11 protein-coding genes are annotated in these 16287 nt (G+C 56.8%); 5 read left to right on the top strand and 6 right to left on the bottom strand.

Annotated elements, in window-relative coordinates:
• Positions 1–96: 96 nt before the first annotated feature.
• From ACT3TY_RS05095 to ACT3TY_RS05105, 3 genes are all read right to left on the bottom strand, one after another.
• A complete protein-coding gene (locus ACT3TY_RS05095) occupies positions 97–1092 on the bottom strand; it encodes a TAXI family TRAP transporter solute-binding subunit (protein WP_444627538.1) in 996 nt (331 codons plus the stop codon).
• A gap of 394 nt (positions 1093–1486) precedes the next feature.
• The gene (locus tag ACT3TY_RS05100; RefSeq protein WP_444627539.1) at positions 1487–3043 is read right to left on the bottom strand and encodes a BCCT family transporter; all 1557 of its coding nucleotides are present in this window, start codon (positions 3041–3043) and stop codon (positions 1487–1489) included.
• A gap of 261 nt (positions 3044–3304) precedes the next feature.
• Positions 3305–4039 carry a DUF481 domain-containing protein gene (locus ACT3TY_RS05105; protein WP_444627572.1) on the bottom strand — a complete coding sequence of 245 codons (735 nt, stop codon included), beginning with the start codon at positions 4037–4039 and terminating at the stop codon, positions 3305–3307.
• A gap of 133 nt (positions 4040–4172) precedes the next feature.
• Here ACT3TY_RS05105 and ACT3TY_RS05110 point away from each other — a divergent pair, with 133 nt between their 5' ends.
• From ACT3TY_RS05110 to ACT3TY_RS05130, 5 genes are all read left to right on the top strand, one after another.
• A complete protein-coding gene (locus tag ACT3TY_RS05110; protein ID WP_444627540.1) occupies positions 4173–5864 on the top strand; it encodes an ATP-binding protein in 1692 nt (563 codons plus the stop codon).
• Between the two features lie 26 nt (positions 5865–5890).
• Positions 5891–6622 carry a response regulator gene (locus ACT3TY_RS05115; protein ID WP_172116947.1) on the top strand — a complete coding sequence of 244 codons (732 nt, stop codon included), beginning with the start codon at positions 5891–5893 and terminating at the stop codon, positions 6620–6622.
• Positions 6623–6803: 181 nt separating this feature from the next.
• Positions 6804–7802 (top strand): Bug family tripartite tricarboxylate transporter substrate binding protein, encoded by a 999-nt coding sequence (locus tag ACT3TY_RS05120; RefSeq protein ID WP_444627541.1) that lies wholly within the window; start codon positions 6804–6806, stop codon positions 7800–7802.
• A gap of 100 nt (positions 7803–7902) precedes the next feature.
• Positions 7903–8385: a tripartite tricarboxylate transporter TctB family protein gene (locus ACT3TY_RS05125; RefSeq protein WP_087110671.1), complete on the top strand. Its 483-nt coding sequence runs from the start codon at positions 7903–7905 to the stop codon at positions 8383–8385.
• Positions 8386–8469: 84 nt separating this feature from the next.
• Positions 8470–9963, top strand: a complete 1494-nt coding sequence (locus ACT3TY_RS05130; RefSeq protein ID WP_087110673.1) for a tripartite tricarboxylate transporter permease — start codon at positions 8470–8472, stop codon at positions 9961–9963.
• A gap of 64 nt (positions 9964–10027) precedes the next feature.
• On the opposite strand, the gene ACT3TY_RS05135 is transcribed toward ACT3TY_RS05130, so the two are convergent.
• The 3 genes from ACT3TY_RS05135 to atzF form a co-directional block, all read right to left on the bottom strand.
• Complete coding sequence (locus ACT3TY_RS05135) at positions 10028–10723, bottom strand: GntR family transcriptional regulator (protein WP_087110675.1); 696 nt, start codon at positions 10721–10723, stop codon at positions 10028–10030.
• Positions 10724–10790: 67 nt separating this feature from the next.
• On the bottom strand, positions 10791–14423 hold the full coding sequence (uca, locus tag ACT3TY_RS05140) for an urea carboxylase (protein ID WP_444627543.1): 3633 nt from the start codon (positions 14421–14423) through the stop codon (positions 10791–10793).
• A gap of 14 nt (positions 14424–14437) precedes the next feature.
• The gene (gene atzF / locus ACT3TY_RS05145; protein ID WP_444627544.1) at positions 14438–16279 is read right to left on the bottom strand and encodes an allophanate hydrolase; all 1842 of its coding nucleotides are present in this window, start codon (positions 16277–16279) and stop codon (positions 14438–14440) included.
• Positions 16280–16287 lie beyond the last annotated feature (8 nt).

Raw genomic sequence — 16287 nt, forward strand, 5'->3', positions numbered from 1 at the left:
AATAGAGATGCTTCGTCAGGAGTTTTTTTTTATCCACGATTAAGCCTCATGCGGATGACGCCGCTGGTTTACCCAGCGGCGGGAAGGGGTCACAAATTAATCAGTCAGATCGCTCAAGCTTTCAATCTTGGAGCGCTCGCGAGTGACAATCTGGATGACTTCTGGATAGATATGGCCGATAAACGCGACATTACCGATAGCGCCACCGTCGAACTCTCCACGGCCTTCTGCTGCATCTTGAGCGGGCGCGTGAACTGTCATTCCAAGATCCATACTATTGTCGCGAATGCTCACCAGGTTCTCGATCGAGGCTCCGGTTTCGATGTTGGTGAAGTTCTGGCCTTCGAGGTAACGGTTCCAGATAGTCGCCATCTCGCCACCCAGCGGGTAGTAAGTACCGCCTTGACTACCGGTACCCAAGACGAATTCACTTTTAGGCTCAATATCGCCCAGTTCAGCCACGGGGTTATCGACAGTCAGCCCTTGCTCTTCATAATAGCGTTTGGCGCCAGGATGAATAGGCAGGCCCTCAGAACCGTTTAAGGCATTTTCCAGGGTCATGAATGCCGATTGAGCGTGTGTGTTCTCTTCAGCATGCTCATGCATCAAACGCGCCAGCTCATAGCCTAGTTCTTCATCAATAGTCTGAGTATTGCCGACCAAAACAGCATAGGCCGTGATGGTTTCTACATCCTCATCCTGAAAGTCGTAGCTGCCTGCCGGAATGGTGAAGCGTTTATAGGCACTATTGGCTTCGATGTAATCAATTGCCTCATCACTTAAGCTCAATAATCGCGCATCACCACTCGAGGCTTGCAGGTTTTCAATGCTGCCTGAGGGTAAGCCAAGAATGCCAATCGAAATATCAATGTTGCCGTCTTGTACGCCATCAAGTGCCGCGCCAAAGCCCTCTTGATACGTGCTGTATTTTTCGCTGCCTATACCGTAGGCATCAAAGAGCAGCTGGGAAACGCCTTGCGTTGTACTGGCAGGAGGCCCAATAGCGATATTAGGCTTACTGTCGCTACTACATCCCGCTAGTAAAAGACCGACGCTTAAGCCACAGCAAACCTTGGACAGTGGGGATTTCATATTAACTCCTGCTAATGAAATTATTTTTAATAGTTAAGTAACGCCCCATTGCCAAGTCGAATCTTCGATTAATGAGTGAAGAGCGACTAAACGAAAACGTGGGCGAAAATAGACTGGCTATTGTTCACATACCTGGGGCAGCAGACAAAAGAAATTAAGTTGCGTACGCATTCCTTTTTTTCATAGTAAGAGTAAAAATGGCTTGTCAGCTAATTAGAAAAATGTCAGGTAGGTGAAATTAGATTATATAAGCCACATACATATTAGGGAAAGGTGTGAGTTGATCGTGGTAAACGTTAAGGTTACTTTGCATTCTTCGTATTCAGTGAGGGAATGCATGGCCTTATATAAGACCATGCATATTTTTGTCGGATAAGCAGGATTTGCTATGAAACTAGCCGTCAATAATCCCTTGCTCACGCGCCATGGCAAACGCTGCTTTGGGGCCATCCCAGAGTGAGGGTAGCAGAATCAGCGATACCGGCACGGCGGTAATCACGATGAATTGCTGCAGCGCGGCGATCTGTCCTTCACGCATGGCCAGCAGCACCGCAGCCATGATCGTCATGATCACGCCCCAGAAGGCGCGTAGAAATGGGCTGGGCTCGTCGTGGCCAGCACCGACCATGGCAATGGAATAACTCATGGAGTCGCCGGTGGTGGCCACGAAGATGGTTGTCAGCAGCAGGATCGCCAGCGCCATCCAGGTGCCGCCGGGCAACGCCTGGGCCAAGGTAAGCGTGGCGATGTCGAACTGAAAGTTCGTCAGCGCATCGGTCAGATCGATCGCGCCGGTCAGCTGGTAGTAAATACCCGAGCCGCCCAGCAGCGTGAACCAGACCGTGGTGGCGATGGGGGCGATGACCGCCACGGCCAGAATCATCTCGCGAATGGTGCGCCCGCGGGAGATACGCGCCACGAAGATCGCCATCAAGGGCGCAAAAGCGATGAACCAGGCGTAGAAAAACACGATCCACCACTGCATCCAATCCGCCGGTGCGGTTTCCGCGGTGGTGGTGACCATCTTGAAGAAGTCGTCCAGATACGTGCCCATGCCGGCAAAGTAGCTGTTGAACAGAAACAGTGTCGGCCCGAACAAAAAGATGCCCGCGCCGATGCCCAGCGCCAGCATGACATTGAAGCGGCTCAAGAGCTGCATGCCCTTGTGCACACCGCTGACCGCAGAAAGCACGTACACCATGCCCAGGGTTGCCAGAACCAAAAGCCGGGTAACGAAGGTGTTGGGCAGCCCGAACAGCACCTCGAGGCCATGGCTGACCTGGGTGGCCAGAAAACCGACCGGCCCGACGGTACCCGCCACCACCGCCAGTACGCAGCAGGTATCCACCACGCCACCCAACGGACCACGCATCACGCGCTCGCCGAATAACGGGTAAAGCAGGGTACGTGGTTGCAGCGGCTGGCCTTTCACGTAGTGGGCATGGGCCAGCACAATCGCGGTGAGCGAACCCAGAATTGCCCAGCCGACGAACCCCCAGTGGGTGAACGACTGCGCCAGCGCCCCGGGCACCGCGGCGGCCACGCCCGGGGCGGTATCGAAGGTGGGCGGCACGTTCACGAAGTGATAGATCGGCTCACCGGCGGCGAAAAAGACGCCACCACCGCCCAGCAACGTACACAATATGATCGAAAGCCACTTGAAAGTACTCAGCTCCGGTGCATCCAGGTTGCCGATCTTGGCGTTGCCGGCCGGGCTCAGCGCAAGCCCGATGGCGATAAAGAACGTCAACAGCATCAGAAACTGGAAGTAAGTACCGAAGGTCAGCGCGCTCCAAGCAAAACCCTGGCTGATCGAGTCGGCGACAAGGTCCAGGTCGTAAAAGGAAAGCGCTAGAAAAAGCACGATAAAGCCAATGCTTAGCGTGAGTACGATGGGATCGCCAAGCGAAGAATGCTTATGGCTTTCAGCACCGGAGGTTGGTTGGTTCATCAATAAGAACACCTTGGGTGGGACATGAGGAAACAGCGCAAATGCGGAAAGCGCAGCAAAAAAAAAGCGCCATTCATTGAATGGCGCGAGGACAGGAAACTGGCGCTAGTATATCGTGCCACTAGACTAAAGTCGAACGCGATTAAGGGGGAGACTTAAAACGGGAGCTGGAAAACAGGCCAATGCCCCCTATTGAAGCACTGCAAAAACCGCGACGGTGCTTCTATTGGCGGGCCATTCACACCCATCGTCGCTTTTTTGCTACCAGTGGTACAGCAACGAGGCGCTGGTGGTGTTATCGGTACGTTCGCTGGCATCATCCGGCGGTTGAGAGTTGTGCTTAACCTCATGCGACAAGCGTAACGACATGCGAGCGTTGAGCCGTGCAGTGAGCGCCGTTAGCGATCTGCCTGTGGTGTTTTTATCGGTATATTCCACCGACATTTCCTGATCAATATCGGCGTAGTCCGAAAAGCTCCAGTGATAGGCCAGGGCGGTATAGGCAACCGCGAGCTGTTCGTTATCATCGTCGCGCAGGCGGTCATTACGGTAACCTGGGCCTGCCTCAAGTGAGAGTGAATGGCGCGAGCCTTCTAACAGCTGGCGCCCATACCCGCCAATCACGGAAAGTTGCTGGTCGTAGCCCGCAAAGCGATCTTTCTCCCAGCGGGCAAATCCAAATACATAGTGCGGGCCTTTAAAATCGTAGCGCTCGCGGGCAGCGAGCAAATATTGCTCGGCGCTGGTTTCGCCATCCTTACTCACGTTCCGCACCTCGCCGCGGAGCGAGTGAATAAAATTGCCGGTTAGCCAAGTCAGGCGGGTTTTGCCAATCAGTGTCTGGCTATTGGTGTTGCCAGAAAGGTGCGTAAAGCCAAGTTCAGCGTCGCCGCTAAAAATCGGCGCGTCGTCGGTAGGCGGCGGAGGTGCATAAAAAGGATTAGCGACCGCAGGACTGATAAGCACAACGCTTAAAAAAGCAGTACTGGCAAACAGGTAACTGCTCGACGAAATAACGCGTTTAAATATGCTGAACACCCAGCGCCTCCCTAATGACATAAAAGATGGCGATTAACGCCCCCTTACCGCGCATGTCATAATGACGCTGTCGCGCACTTTGAGTTCCACCATGACTAATTCCCGCCCCCGTACCTTAGCTGAATTACAGCGCTGGCGCCGTACGCGTACTAAACGGCGTTGGTATAAACGCAGTTTCCGTTTGCAAGTGATGTTGCTGGTGGGGTTGCTGCTGGCCGGCATGCTACTGGCTCAGGGGGCATATCTCAATCATCGTAAGGCCGATATCATCAATCATCAAATGGGTGAGCGGGCGTTGGCGGTGGCGAAAACAGTGGCCGGTATACCCCAAATCGTTAGCGCCTTCGCGACGCCCGACCCGGCGATGATTATTCAGCCACTGGCAGAACGGGTGCGTATAGAAACCGGAGCGCGCTATGTGGTCGTGGGTAATGCGCAGTCGATCCGCTATTCACACCCCGTGCCTGAGCGCCTTGGCGAGGCGATGGTGGGCGGCGATAACGACCAGGCGCTGATTTATGGGCAGTCCTACGTGTCCGAGGCGACCGGCACGTTAGGCACCGCCATGCGCGGAAAAACACCCGTTTGGGATGACGAGGGCAATATTATCGGGCTCGTTTCCGTCGGCTTTATGATGGATCGGGTCGAGATGGATGTTGCCCGTTACACAAGCTTTGGTTGGGCACTGGTCGGGCTGATGATTGTGCTGGGGTTTGCCGGGGCATACTGGCTTTCCCAGCATCTTAAAAAGGTCATTCTGGGTCTGGAGCCTTATGAAATCGCCCGCTTGGCGATGGAAAAAGAGGCGATCCTGCAGTCCATTCACGAGGGTATTCTGGCCGTCAACCGGGATGGCCACATCACGCTGGTCAACCAGCAGGCCAAGCGCTTTCTCAACCTGCCCGATGAGCACGTCATACTGGGGCTGCCGATTCAGGACGTAGTGCCTAACACCCGTTTACTGGAAGTGCTGAAGCACGGTGAGCAGGAGTTTGACCAGCAGATGTGGCTGGGCGATCACCCGGCCATCGTCAATCGGGTGCCCATTCTGCATGAGGGTGAAATTGAAGGGGCCGTGGCCACGTTTCGTAGCCGCCGCGAAATCGTTGATCTTTCCCAGGCGCTTACCCAGGCAAGCCGCGATGTGGATATGCTGCGTGCCCAGGCGCATGAGTTCTCCAATAAGCTCTATACCATTTCAGGGCTCCTCCAGCTTGAGCGCATCGATGAAGCGCTGGCGCTGATTCATCAGGAAACCGAGCGGGCTCAAGCTCAAATGAGTTTTTTGATGCGCCATGTTGCCGACACGGTGCTCAGTGGTACGTTGCTGGGTAAGCTTACCCGGGCGCGCGAGCTGGGCGTAACGCTTGAGATCGACGAGCAGAGCTCGCTCTCCTGCCCACTCACGCCCACTGGGCAAGAAGTCATGATGAGCGTGGTCGGTAATCTACTGGATAATGCTTGCCATGCCGCGCTTAATGGCCCGAATAGCAGTATGCCCAGCGTGCGGCTGTTTTTCACCGATCTGGGGGAGCAATTGCTGCTCGAAGTAGAGGATAATGGGCCAGGCGTGCTCCCCGAACATGCTGAATCAATATTCGAGGAGGGCTTTTCTACCAAAACGGGCAAGCACTGCGGTATCGGCCTGGCGCTGGTGGCAAGGTTGTGTCGCCAGCATGGCGGAGCCATCACGCTTGAGGAGAGCGAGCTGGGCGGAGCCTGCTTTATTGCGGTACTGGACCGCTCGCTATGCGCTGAACCTGATACGCACGACTCACCATAATAATGACGACCGTAAGAGGAGTGAGCATGTCTGCAGCTCAATACGGCATTCTGATTGTCGAAGATGATTTTCGCATTGCCGATATTCATAAAGCGTTTATTGAACAGGACGAAGGCTTTTATATCGCAGGCGTTGCTCGTAACGGCAGCGAAGCCAAGGCGTTAATGGCGGAACAGGCTGCCGCTATCCACCTGGTATTGCTGGACGCCTATCTGCCTGATGTAGAAGGGCTGGAGCTTCTATGGGCGATCAGGCGTGACTACACCCATGTGGATATTGTGATGGTCACTGCCGCCCGCGAGGTAGAAACCATCAGCGAGGCGCTGCGTGGAGGCGTATTTGATTATCTGATCAAACCGATTGAAGCTGCCCGCATGGAGCAGATGCTGGCTCGTTTTCGTCGCGAGCGCGAAGTGCTTTCAGGGCGTAACGAGATGAACCAGGACGAGCTGGATCACGTGTTTAAAAGACTGCAGCCAGGCGAGGCGCCGCGCCCGACGCCCAGCGCGCTGCCCAAAGGCATCGACCGGCTAACGCTGCGCCGAGTGGGGGAGGCCATGGCCGCTGAGGCGACGCCGCTAACCGCCATGCAGGTTGCCCGCATTATGGGGGCTAGCCGCTCAACCGCTCGACGCTACCTGGAGTTTCTGGTGGCTGAACAAAGAGTCAGTGCCGAACTTGGCTACGGTGATGTGGGTCGGCCAGAGCGGCGCTATCAGCTGCTTGAGGCCGCCCATAGCTGGCTTAAGTCGCTTTAGGTTGGCTGGTTAACGTGTCTGTGAACAAAATGAACAAAATGAACAAAATGCCCACAAAGAACATTTTGTTTTTTATGTTCACAAGCTTGTCGTAAAGGCCCAGCGCTTCTAACGTTCGCGGCGTAACCACGACATAATAACAGTGGACCACACAACAACATTTATATGTGGAGAACGCCAAATGACCGTACTTTCCTTGAAGCGCTTAGCCGTGATCGCTCTACCGATGGCTGCCCTGGCAGGCATGACGACCTCCGTTCAGGCACAAGAGTGGACACCGAGCAAATCGGTTGAGTTCGTGGCACCCGCCAACCCGGGTGGCGGCTGGGATACGCTGGTACGCACTGTATCGCGCGTTATTCAGCAAGAAGGGCTTGCTGACGAGAACTATGCTGCTATCAACGTACCAGGCGGCGGCGGTGCCGTGGCTTGGGCGCAAATCGCTCGTGATAGCGGCAATCCGCACAAGCTGTTTGCCACCAGCCCGCCGATCATTCTGGTGCCTCTGGCCGGTGCCTCACGCTATGACCACACTGATTTCACGCCGGTTGCTCGCCTGATCACTGACTACTCCATTGTGCTGGTGTCGGCGGACTCTGAGTACGAGACGATCAATGACCTGTTTGATGCGCTCAAGGAAAATCCTGGCTTAAGCGTAGGCGGCGGCAGTGCACCTGGCTCCATGGATCATATCTCTATTGCGGGCCTGGCATCCGCAGCGGGCCTTGAGGCATCAAGTGTCAACTACATTCCGTTCTCCGGCGGTGGCGATGCCATGACCAACCTGATGGGCGGTCATATCGAGGCGGTGATTACCGGTGCCGGTGAGTCGGTGGGGCAACTGGGTGAAGGCAGCCAGATCCGTGCGCTAGGTGTCTCTTCACCGGAGCGCCTGGGTGGCGGTCTGGCCGAAGTGCCGACCTATCAAGAGCAGGGTGTGGATTACACCTTCGATATTTGGCGCGGCATAATGGGCACCCCGGATATGCCGGAAGAAGCAGTGACCTACTATCAGGACCTGTTTGCCGAAATGCTCGAAACTGATGGCTGGCAGGAAGCTCGCGACCAGTTGGGTTGGATCGATGCCTACCAGAACAGTGAAGAGTTCGGTGTCTTCCTTGATGAGCAGCAAGCGCAGTTCAGCGGCGTGTTAAGCGAATTGGGCCTACTGCGTCAATAAATAACCTATAGTGCTATAGCGTGTTATCCCGGTGGCCTCGTTGTGCCGCCGGGAATGCCTGTTCGTGACGATTAGGTACGTGCTCCTCGGAGAAACTCCAATGACGAAATTAAATACCAATCAGTGGTTAGCGCTGGTGTTGGCATTAGTGGCGGCTGCGTATATCGCCATGGCATGGCAAATCCCTACCTTTCCCTTGCCGCGGCCGGTCGACTCTGACCTGTTCCCTAAAGTGCTCGGCTTTTCGCTGCTGATTCTCTCCGTGTTTCTGTTTTTCGAGAAACCCTCACCGCTTGCCGGTGCCGATGAGATTGATCACGACGCGCAACAAGGCCCGCTGCTGATGACGCCATGGGGACGCGTGATTGTTACGTCACTGGCCATTGCCGCGTATGCGCTACTGCTGGTGCCATTGGGGTTTGTACTGGCCTCAACGCTTTTGTGCACGGGGTTAACGGCTTACTACGGCTATCGTCGTCATGTGGTCAATCTGGTGACATCGCTAGGGGTGGTGCTGGCGCTGTATCTGACGATGACACAGGTGATGGACGTTTACTTGCCGACCGGTGTTATCCCTTTCTAACGCCGACTTGCTAATGCCTCCTGCGCCGTTTCTGGGCTGGTTTTTAAGCTGGTTTTTAAGCTAGTTTTTAAGAGAGTAGATCCCATGGATGCCTTAAATAATTTGATGTACGGCTTCGGCATCGCGCTTGAGCCTATCAATATCGCTTACGTATTTGCCGGTGTGTTTGCCGGTACGATTATCGGCATGCTGCCCGGCCTTGGGCCGATCAGCGCGCTGGCTTTAATGATTCCTATCACCTTTGCCATGGAGCCTTCATCCGGCTTGATCCTAATGGCAGGGGTGTACTATGGCGCCATTTTCGGTGGTTCCACCTCCTCTATCCTGCTCAATGCCCCGGGCGTTGCAGGTACGGTCGCCACGTCTTTTGATGGCTACCCAATGGCCAAAAAAGGCATGGCGGGTAAAGCGCTGGCCATTGCCGCCTACTCCTCGTTTGTGGGGGGGACCATCTCGGTTATCTTCTTGATGCTGGTCGCGCCCTTGCTCTCCAAGGTAGCGGTCAGCTTTGGCCCTGCTGAGTACTTTGCATTAATGGTGCTGGGCTTAACCGCCGTGGTCTCATTGTCGGATAAGTCGCTGATCAAAGGCCTCATCGCCGCTGTGGTCGGGGTGATCATCTCGATTGTGGGCATCGACCTGCAAACCGGTACCGAGCGCTTTACCTTTGGCTCTATTCAACTGCTGGATGGCATCGACTTCCTGGTCGTGGCATTGGGTATCTTTGCGTTAGCCGAAGTGTTCTACATGCTGCTGCGCGGCGGTGGCGGTAAAGAAGCCCCGCGTAATGCCATTGGTTCGTTAAAACTCACTCGAAGTGAAGTAAAAGAGATTGCAGGCCCTGTCAGCCGTAGCTCTGTACTTGGGTTCTTTACTGGCGTACTGCCGGGCGCGGGGGCGACGATTGGCTCGTTTCTGGGCTACAGCATGGAAAAGCGTCTTGCCAAAGACGGTGACACCTTCGGTAAGGGTAATATTAAAGGCGTTGCGGCGCCGGAAGCAGCCAACAACGCGGCGTGTACCGGCTCGTTTGTACCGCTTTTAACCTTGGGTGTACCGGGCTCGGGCACCACGGCGGTACTGCTGGGTGCGCTACTGGTGATGGGGGTTACACCAGGCCCGATGATGCTTGAGCAACGCCCGGATGTGTTCTGGGGTGTGGTAGCCAGTATGTATATCGGCAACATCTTCCTGCTGGTCTTGAACCTGCCGCTGATCCCGCTGATTGCCAAAATCCTCGACCTGCCCAAGCCGCTGCTGCTCTCACTGATTCTGATTTTCTGCATGATCGGCGTGTATGGCATGAGCTTTAGCGTGTTTGATCTGTTGCTGCTGTTGGGCTTTGGCCTGTTGGGCTTGGGCATGCGTCTGTTTGGCTTCCCGGCGGCGCCGCTGATCCTGGCGTTGATTCTGGGCAATATCATGGAAGAATCCATGCGCCGTGCGCTGCAGATCTCTGGCGGTGACTGGATGACGTTTATTGATAAGCCAATCTCGCTCTCTCTGCTGCTGATTGCCCTGCTGTCGCTGGGTCTGCCGCTGCTGAAGAAGCGTCGCAAGCGCGCTATTGCCGAGTAGACGGTATCGTCTCAACATTGGACGCGTGGCTGATAAGCGCCCTGGGTAACCCAGGGCGCTTTTTTTAAGCGCTAGCGCTGCGTTGGCGCTGCTCTTCGGCAGCTTCACGAAGGCGCTCCATGGTGATTTCCTGAACGGCGCCATGGCTGCTTCGGATATGCGACCCCAGGCGTTGGGCGGCGAGCTGAGCATCGTTTTCGTCAAGAGCCGTCAGAATGGCGGCGTGTTCGCGATAGGTGGCATCAACCCGGTCATCGCGGGTGAAGTCCAAGCGTCGAATGACGCGCAGGCGCTCGGTAATTTCACGATGAATACGGCTCATCTCCTGATTGCCAGCGGCCACCACTAAATCGCCATGGAAACTTTCATCCAGTGCACGAACCGTACTGCCCACCGCCCGATCAGCGTGGCTGGCGGGATTCCAGATATCGCGTAAAGTTCGCAGCACCAGCGGCTTTTCAGGCAGGGCACAAAGCTTGTGAACGGCCGCCTGTTCCAGAGTAATGCGTAGGTCGTAGAGTTCAGCGATCTTCTGGAAGTCCAGCGGCTTCACCTGCCAGCCGCTGCGAAAGAGCACATCGACATACCCCTCTCGCTGGAGCTGAAAAAGCGCTTGGCGCACCGGGGTTCGGCTTGCCTCCAGCCGGTCACCGATATCGCCTTCGCTAAATTTATCGCCGGGAAGAAGGCGAAACTCGAAAATATCGTCTTTCAACGCATCGTAGACACGGTCAGCGATGGATGATTTACGCAACGCCATGGCAATAGGCCTTATTGAGAGAGGCCGCCGCATGATGCGGCGGCACGCCAGCAGCAATGTGAATGCCTTAAACTTCAATACTCAGCAGCGGCTCCCCTGGCGTTACCGCTCGGCCCGTGGTGACGTGCATAGCGCTTATTGTGCCAGAGTGTGTCGCCATGACTTCAAATTCCATCTTCATGGCTTCAACAATCACTAACGGATCGCCTTTGATGACGTTATCGCCGGGTTGCACAAGGCACTTCCAGATATTGCCCGCAATCTCGGCACTGATCAGCTCGCCATAGCCAGCCAGGTCATCCGCCTCTGCGGGGGGCGGTGCTTTGGCCAAACGGTCCAGAGCCTTCTCTTCGCTTTCACGCCATAGCGCCACCTCTTTCGCGTAGGCATCCTGTTGAAGGGCGCGAAATTCGGCGATGGCCTGCTGGTTGACATCTAAAAATGCCTGGTGTGATTTCAGGTCAAACGTATCTTCCTCGATCTCGATAGCTAGCTTACCCGCCCTAAACTGATCGCGCAGGTTATCCAGTTCATCCTCGCTGACCGGGTAGTAGCACACTTGATCGAAAAAGCGCAGTAGCCAGGGAGCGCCTTCTGAAAACTGTTTGTTTTTTAGATGCTTGTTCCAGATGGGCAGGGTGCGCCCCACCAGCTGGTAGCCGCCGGGCGAGTCCATGCCGTAAATGCACATATAAATGCCGCCGATGCCGACCGTGCCTTCGGCGGTATAGGTGCGCGCCGGGTTGTATTTGGAGGTCAGCAGTCGATGCCGAGGGTCCAGGGGCACGGCGCAGGGCGCTCCCAAATACACATCGCCTAGCCCCAACACTAAATAACGCGCCGAATAGAGCACATCCTTGACCTCGTCACGGTTGGCGAGGCCGTTGATGCGCTGCATGAAATCCACGTTGTTGGGCAGCCAGGGAGCGGTATCGCGCACCGACTGGCGATACTTTTCCACCGCTTCCAGCGTCGCGCTATCTTCAAACGCCATGGGAAGATGAATCACCCGGCTGCGTACTTTCAACTCGTCGGTAGGTGGCAGGGTGGCTTCCAGGTCGAGCAGGTAAGTCATCAACGCCTGCTGGGTCAGCGTCAGCGGGTCGTAACGCAGTTGCAGCGAACGCACACCGGGGGAAAGTTCCAAAAGGCCGCGTGGCTGTATATCGGCAATCGCCTCCATCAGTGCGTGGATACGCATACGCGCGCCTAAATCCAGCACATTAGGGCCGTATTCCAGCAAAATGTACTGATCGCCTGCCTGACGGTAGGTAACTTCCGGGCGCTCCTGCGTCGCCTCAAGGTGGGCCAGCACAGTGGCGGATAGCCCGTTAAGCGGCGCCAGCTCGGCGCTGTTTAGGGTCACGGCAGGCGGCGCGGACAGGTACTTGACGGCCAGCTCCTGGCGTTCTGCGAGCTTGACGGCGGTGGCGTTGTCGATGGCGACAAAGCGGATAGTATCGCCGGGTTTGACCTGACCCACTTTCCACAGCTCGGCCTTGGCGATGGTAACCGGGCAGACAAACCCACCCAAGCTGGGGCCATCTCGGGTCAGAATAACCGGCATGTCACCCGTGAAGTTAATCGAGCCGATCGCATATTCGCAGTCATGAATATTTGAAGGGTGTAGCCCCGCTTCACCGCCATCTGCCCGACTGAATTCAGGTTTAGGGCCATTCAGGCGAATGCCCAGCCGGTTGGAGTTGTAATGGACTTCCCAGTCCTGTTGAAAGAAGCGCTCAATGGAGTCTTCGGTAAAGAAGTCGGGCGCGCCGTGCGGGCCGTAGAGCACGCCTATTTCCCAGTGGCTCGGGTAATTCGGGATGAGCGCCGGGTCAACGGGGGCAGGGTCGTGGGTGGGCGCTGGCGTGGTGCAGGCAGGTAACCCCGGCTGGCTGATGCCGAGCAGATCGCCCGGGCGTAGCGGTCGTCCGCCGTGACCGCCAAACTGGCCGAGGGCAAAGGTTGCCCGGCTGCCAAGATACACTGGTACATCGAATCCGCCACGCACGGCAAGGTAAGTGCGGCATCCCTGGCTGGCCTTGCCCACCACGAGCGTTTGGCCGACGTTGACGTGGATAGGCGTCCAGAAATCCACTGGGGTATTGTCGAGCGTAGCGTCGGTAACGGCGCCGGTCAGCGCCACGACGGTTGCCTGATGAAACGTAAGGCTTGGGCCTATCAGCGTAGCTTCCAGCCCGGCAGCCTCCGGGTGGTTACCGACAATCCGGTTGGCGAGGCGAAAGGCGAAGTCATCCATCGGGCCGCTGGGCGGCACACCGATGTTCCAGTAGCCGACCCGTCCCGGGAAGTCCTGCACCGTGGTGTAAGTGCCTGGGTAGACCACTTCGGCAACGCAGGGCTGAAAGTGAAAGCTTTCCAACGCGCGAGTCGAGACCTTGCCTTCGGCAAAGCTCGCCTGGGCAACCACCTGACGCAGGTAGTCAAGGTTGGTGGCAATACCCATCAGGCGGGTTTCATCCAGTGCTTTACGCAGCTTGGCCAGAGCATCCGCGCGGTCGTTACCATGCACGATCAGCTTGGCGATCATGGGGTCGTAGTGAGCGGATACCTGGCTGCCATTTTCGACCCAGGTGTCGATACGCACGCCATCACCGGGCCAGTGTACGTCGGTTAGTTCCCCGGGCGAGGGCTGAAAATCCTTTAACGGGTTTTCGGCATAGATGCGCACTTCCATGGCCGCACCGTTCAAGCTGAGCGTAACATTAGCCAGGTCCAGGTGGTCGCCCGCGGCAATCTTGAGCATCCATTCGATCAGGTCAAGGCCGGTCACGGCTTCGGTGATAGGGTGTTCTACCTGCAGTCGGGTGTTGACCTCCAGAAAGTAGAACTCATCACGCTCGGCGTCGTAGATGTACTCAACGGTACCCGCTGAACGGTAGTTGACCGATTCACCCAGCGCCACGGCCGCATCCAGCATCTTTTGGCGGGTGGCCGCGGGCAGGTTGGGGGCTGGCGTCTCTTCCACGACTTTCTGGTTGCGGCGTTGCAATGAGCAGTCACGCTCGCCTAATGCCACCACGTTGCCGTGGCCATCGCCGATAATCTGGACTTCCACGTGGCGGGCACGGGCGATAAAGCGCTCAAGGAAGACGCCGCTGTCGTTAAAGAAGTTTTTGCCCTGGCGTTGAACGGTTTCAAAAGCGTCTTGCAGTTCTTTGGCGCTATTGCAGCGCGTCAGGCCAATCCCGCCGCCGCCCGCGGTGCTTTTGAGCATTACCGGGTAGCCCAGGCGTTCAGCGGTGGTAAGCGCCTCTTCTACGCTGTCGAGCAGGCCGCTGCCTGGGGCTAGCGGCACGCCTGCCGCTTCGGCCAACTCACGGGCGCGGTGCTTTAGTCCGAACTCGCGCATTTGTGTAGGCGTGGGGCCGATAAAAACGATACCTTCACGCCCACAGGTTTCGGCAAAGTCAGCGTTTTCAGACAGAAAGCCGTACCCGGGAATAATGGCCTGCGCGCCGGTCTTTCGGGCGGCATCAAGAATCTGGCGCTTGTCCAGGTAGGTTTCACTGGCGCCGTTGCCCGTAAGGGCCACGGCTTCGCTGGCGCTTTCCACATGCAGGCTGTGGCGGTCTTCATGGGAATAAACGGCAACGCTGCCGACACCGAGCGCTTTTAAGGTGCGGTTGGTACGTACGGCGATTTCACCGCGGTTGGCAACTAATACTTTATTGAACATGGGTCATAGCCTCGTTATGCGTGGGAGGTTTGGGCCTTGATGTAGGCACGCCAGCCACCAAACTCGGTGACATCCTGAGCATCCGTGGTTCCATGCCCTTCGCAGATAAAGCCGTTGACCCAGCGGCCGTCGGCAAGCTCGACACTCCCGATACCCAGCGGCGGGGGAATCAGATCAACAAACGAGCCAAATTCCGACGCGGCCATTTCCCATACTTCAACAATGATGGCGGCACCATTTTCGTGAACGCGCTGCAGGCCGGGCTTGGGCGGTACCGTGTTGGGCAGGGCAAACAGGCGGTAATTGGCGGACGTTGTCGTGGATGCCACGCGCCAGGCATAGCGCTCGGTCAGTTGGGTATTCAGCGGCATGCCGGAAAGATGAGCACCTACCACAGCGACTTGAACGGTGGGGACGGCAAAGGTGGTATGAACGGTCTCCGGCGGGCGTGCCTGGTCAGTGGCACCCAGCGGCGTCGGGTGGGCATTTAGCCAGCGGCTGGCCAGTGCCTGTAGTTCCCGATCCTTCCAGGCGCCGCTCACCAGGGTGACGCCAAAAGGTAGTCCATCGTCGCGGAACCCGGCGGGTACCGCCAATGCGCAAAAATCGGCCAGGTTAACGAAATTGGTATAGGTGCCGAGCTGGCTATTGAGCGTTACCGGGTCGGCATTCACTGATGCGATAGTGGGCGCGGTAGGGGCGGTGGGGACTAACAGACCATCGATATCATCCAAGAGGCTATCGATCACCCGAACCAGCTCTTCCTTGCGGTATTGCGCCTTGAACGTATCGGTGGCGCTGAATTTACCCGCGTTACTAATAATGCCGCGCACCACGTCATTCATGTTCTGGGCATGTTCGGCCATGAAGGTTTCCACGGCGGCGTGGCGCTCCGCTACCCACGGCCCTTCGTAAAGCAGGGCTGCCAGTTCAAGCATGGGGGCAAAATCAAGTTCTACGAGCGTTACCCCTTCAAGCTTTTGCCATTTCTCCACTGCCGTTTGCCAAGCGGTTTCGGCCGCCACGTCGCCGAAGAACTGAGGCGACTGGGGGATGGCAAGCCTGGTTAGCGGACCAGGGCGGCGCATGGCCGGGGCATCCGGGGGAAGGGCGCTTGGCGCCTTGCGTGAGAAAGCGTCGGCAGGCTCGAAGCCGGCCATCAGCTCGGCGATCTGCCCGGCATCATTGACAGTCAACGAGAAGATGGAGACACAGTCCAGCGAACGGCACGCCGGTACCACCCCATCGATGCTGAACAGGCCTTTGGTGGGTTTAAGCCCGACCAGGTTATTCAAGCCGGCGGGCACGCGACCGGAGCCTGCCGTGTCGGTACCCAGTGAGAACGGCACTAGCCCGCGTGCCACCACGGACGCCGACCCAGAACTTGAGCCGCCGCTCACCACTTCAGGATTGAAGCTATTGGCCACGGCACCAAACGGAGAGCGGGTACCCACCAGGCCGGTGGCAAACTGATCCAGATTGGTCTTGCCGATGAGTACTGCGCCCGCGGTGAGCAGCTTATCAATCAGAGCAGCGTCACGGGTGGGTTGATAGGCATAGGCCGGGCAGCCCGCCGTGGTGGCAAACCCAGCGGCATCAATGTTGTCTTTCGCCGCAAACGGAATGCCGTAAAGCGGCAGCTTGTCTATCTTGCCGCCCGCCTCGTCCAGGCGTGTTTGAAGTGCTGCCAGGGCATGAGCCAGCCCCTCTTGGTCGAGAAGTGAAATCCAGGCATTGTCGGTACTGTCAGGTTTGGCGAGTTGCGTGATCAACTCACCGAGTAAGGCTTCCGGGGTTGCGCCCTCGTTATATGCCTGCCGCCATTGTTCGAGTGTCCAGCCGCGTGTGGTCATCATGTTTGGCC

This window comes from Halomonas sp. AOP22-C1-8 (assembly GCF_052378905.1).
GTDB lineage: Bacteria > Pseudomonadota > Gammaproteobacteria > Pseudomonadales > Halomonadaceae > Vreelandella > Vreelandella citrativorans.

Excerpts from the sequence above, each read along its gene's own strand:
- ACT3TY_RS05095 (WP_444627538.1), bottom strand. The coding sequence starts at position 1,092 with ATGAAATCCCCACTGTCCAAGGTTTGCTGTGGCTTAAGCGTCGGTCTT.
- ACT3TY_RS05100 (WP_444627539.1), bottom strand. The coding sequence starts at position 3,043 with ATGAACCAACCAACCTCCGGTGCTGAAAGCCATAAGCATTCTTCGCTT.
- ACT3TY_RS05110 (WP_444627540.1), top strand. The coding sequence starts at position 4,173 with ATGACTAATTCCCGCCCCCGTACCTTAGCTGAATTACAGCGCTGGCGC.
- ACT3TY_RS05115 (WP_172116947.1), top strand. The coding sequence starts at position 5,891 with ATGTCTGCAGCTCAATACGGCATTCTGATTGTCGAAGATGATTTTCGC.
- ACT3TY_RS05120 (WP_444627541.1), top strand. The coding sequence starts at position 6,804 with ATGACCGTACTTTCCTTGAAGCGCTTAGCCGTGATCGCTCTACCGATG.
- ACT3TY_RS05125 (WP_087110671.1), top strand. The coding sequence starts at position 7,903 with ATGACGAAATTAAATACCAATCAGTGGTTAGCGCTGGTGTTGGCATTA.
- ACT3TY_RS05130 (WP_087110673.1), top strand. The coding sequence starts at position 8,470 with ATGGATGCCTTAAATAATTTGATGTACGGCTTCGGCATCGCGCTTGAG.
- ACT3TY_RS05135 (WP_087110675.1), bottom strand. The coding sequence starts at position 10,723 with ATGGCGTTGCGTAAATCATCCATCGCTGACCGTGTCTACGATGCGTTG.
- uca (WP_444627543.1), bottom strand. The coding sequence starts at position 14,423 with ATGTTCAATAAAGTATTAGTTGCCAACCGCGGTGAAATCGCCGTACGT.
- atzF (WP_444627544.1), bottom strand. The coding sequence starts at position 16,279 with ATGATGACCACACGCGGCTGGACACTCGAACAATGGCGGCAGGCATAT.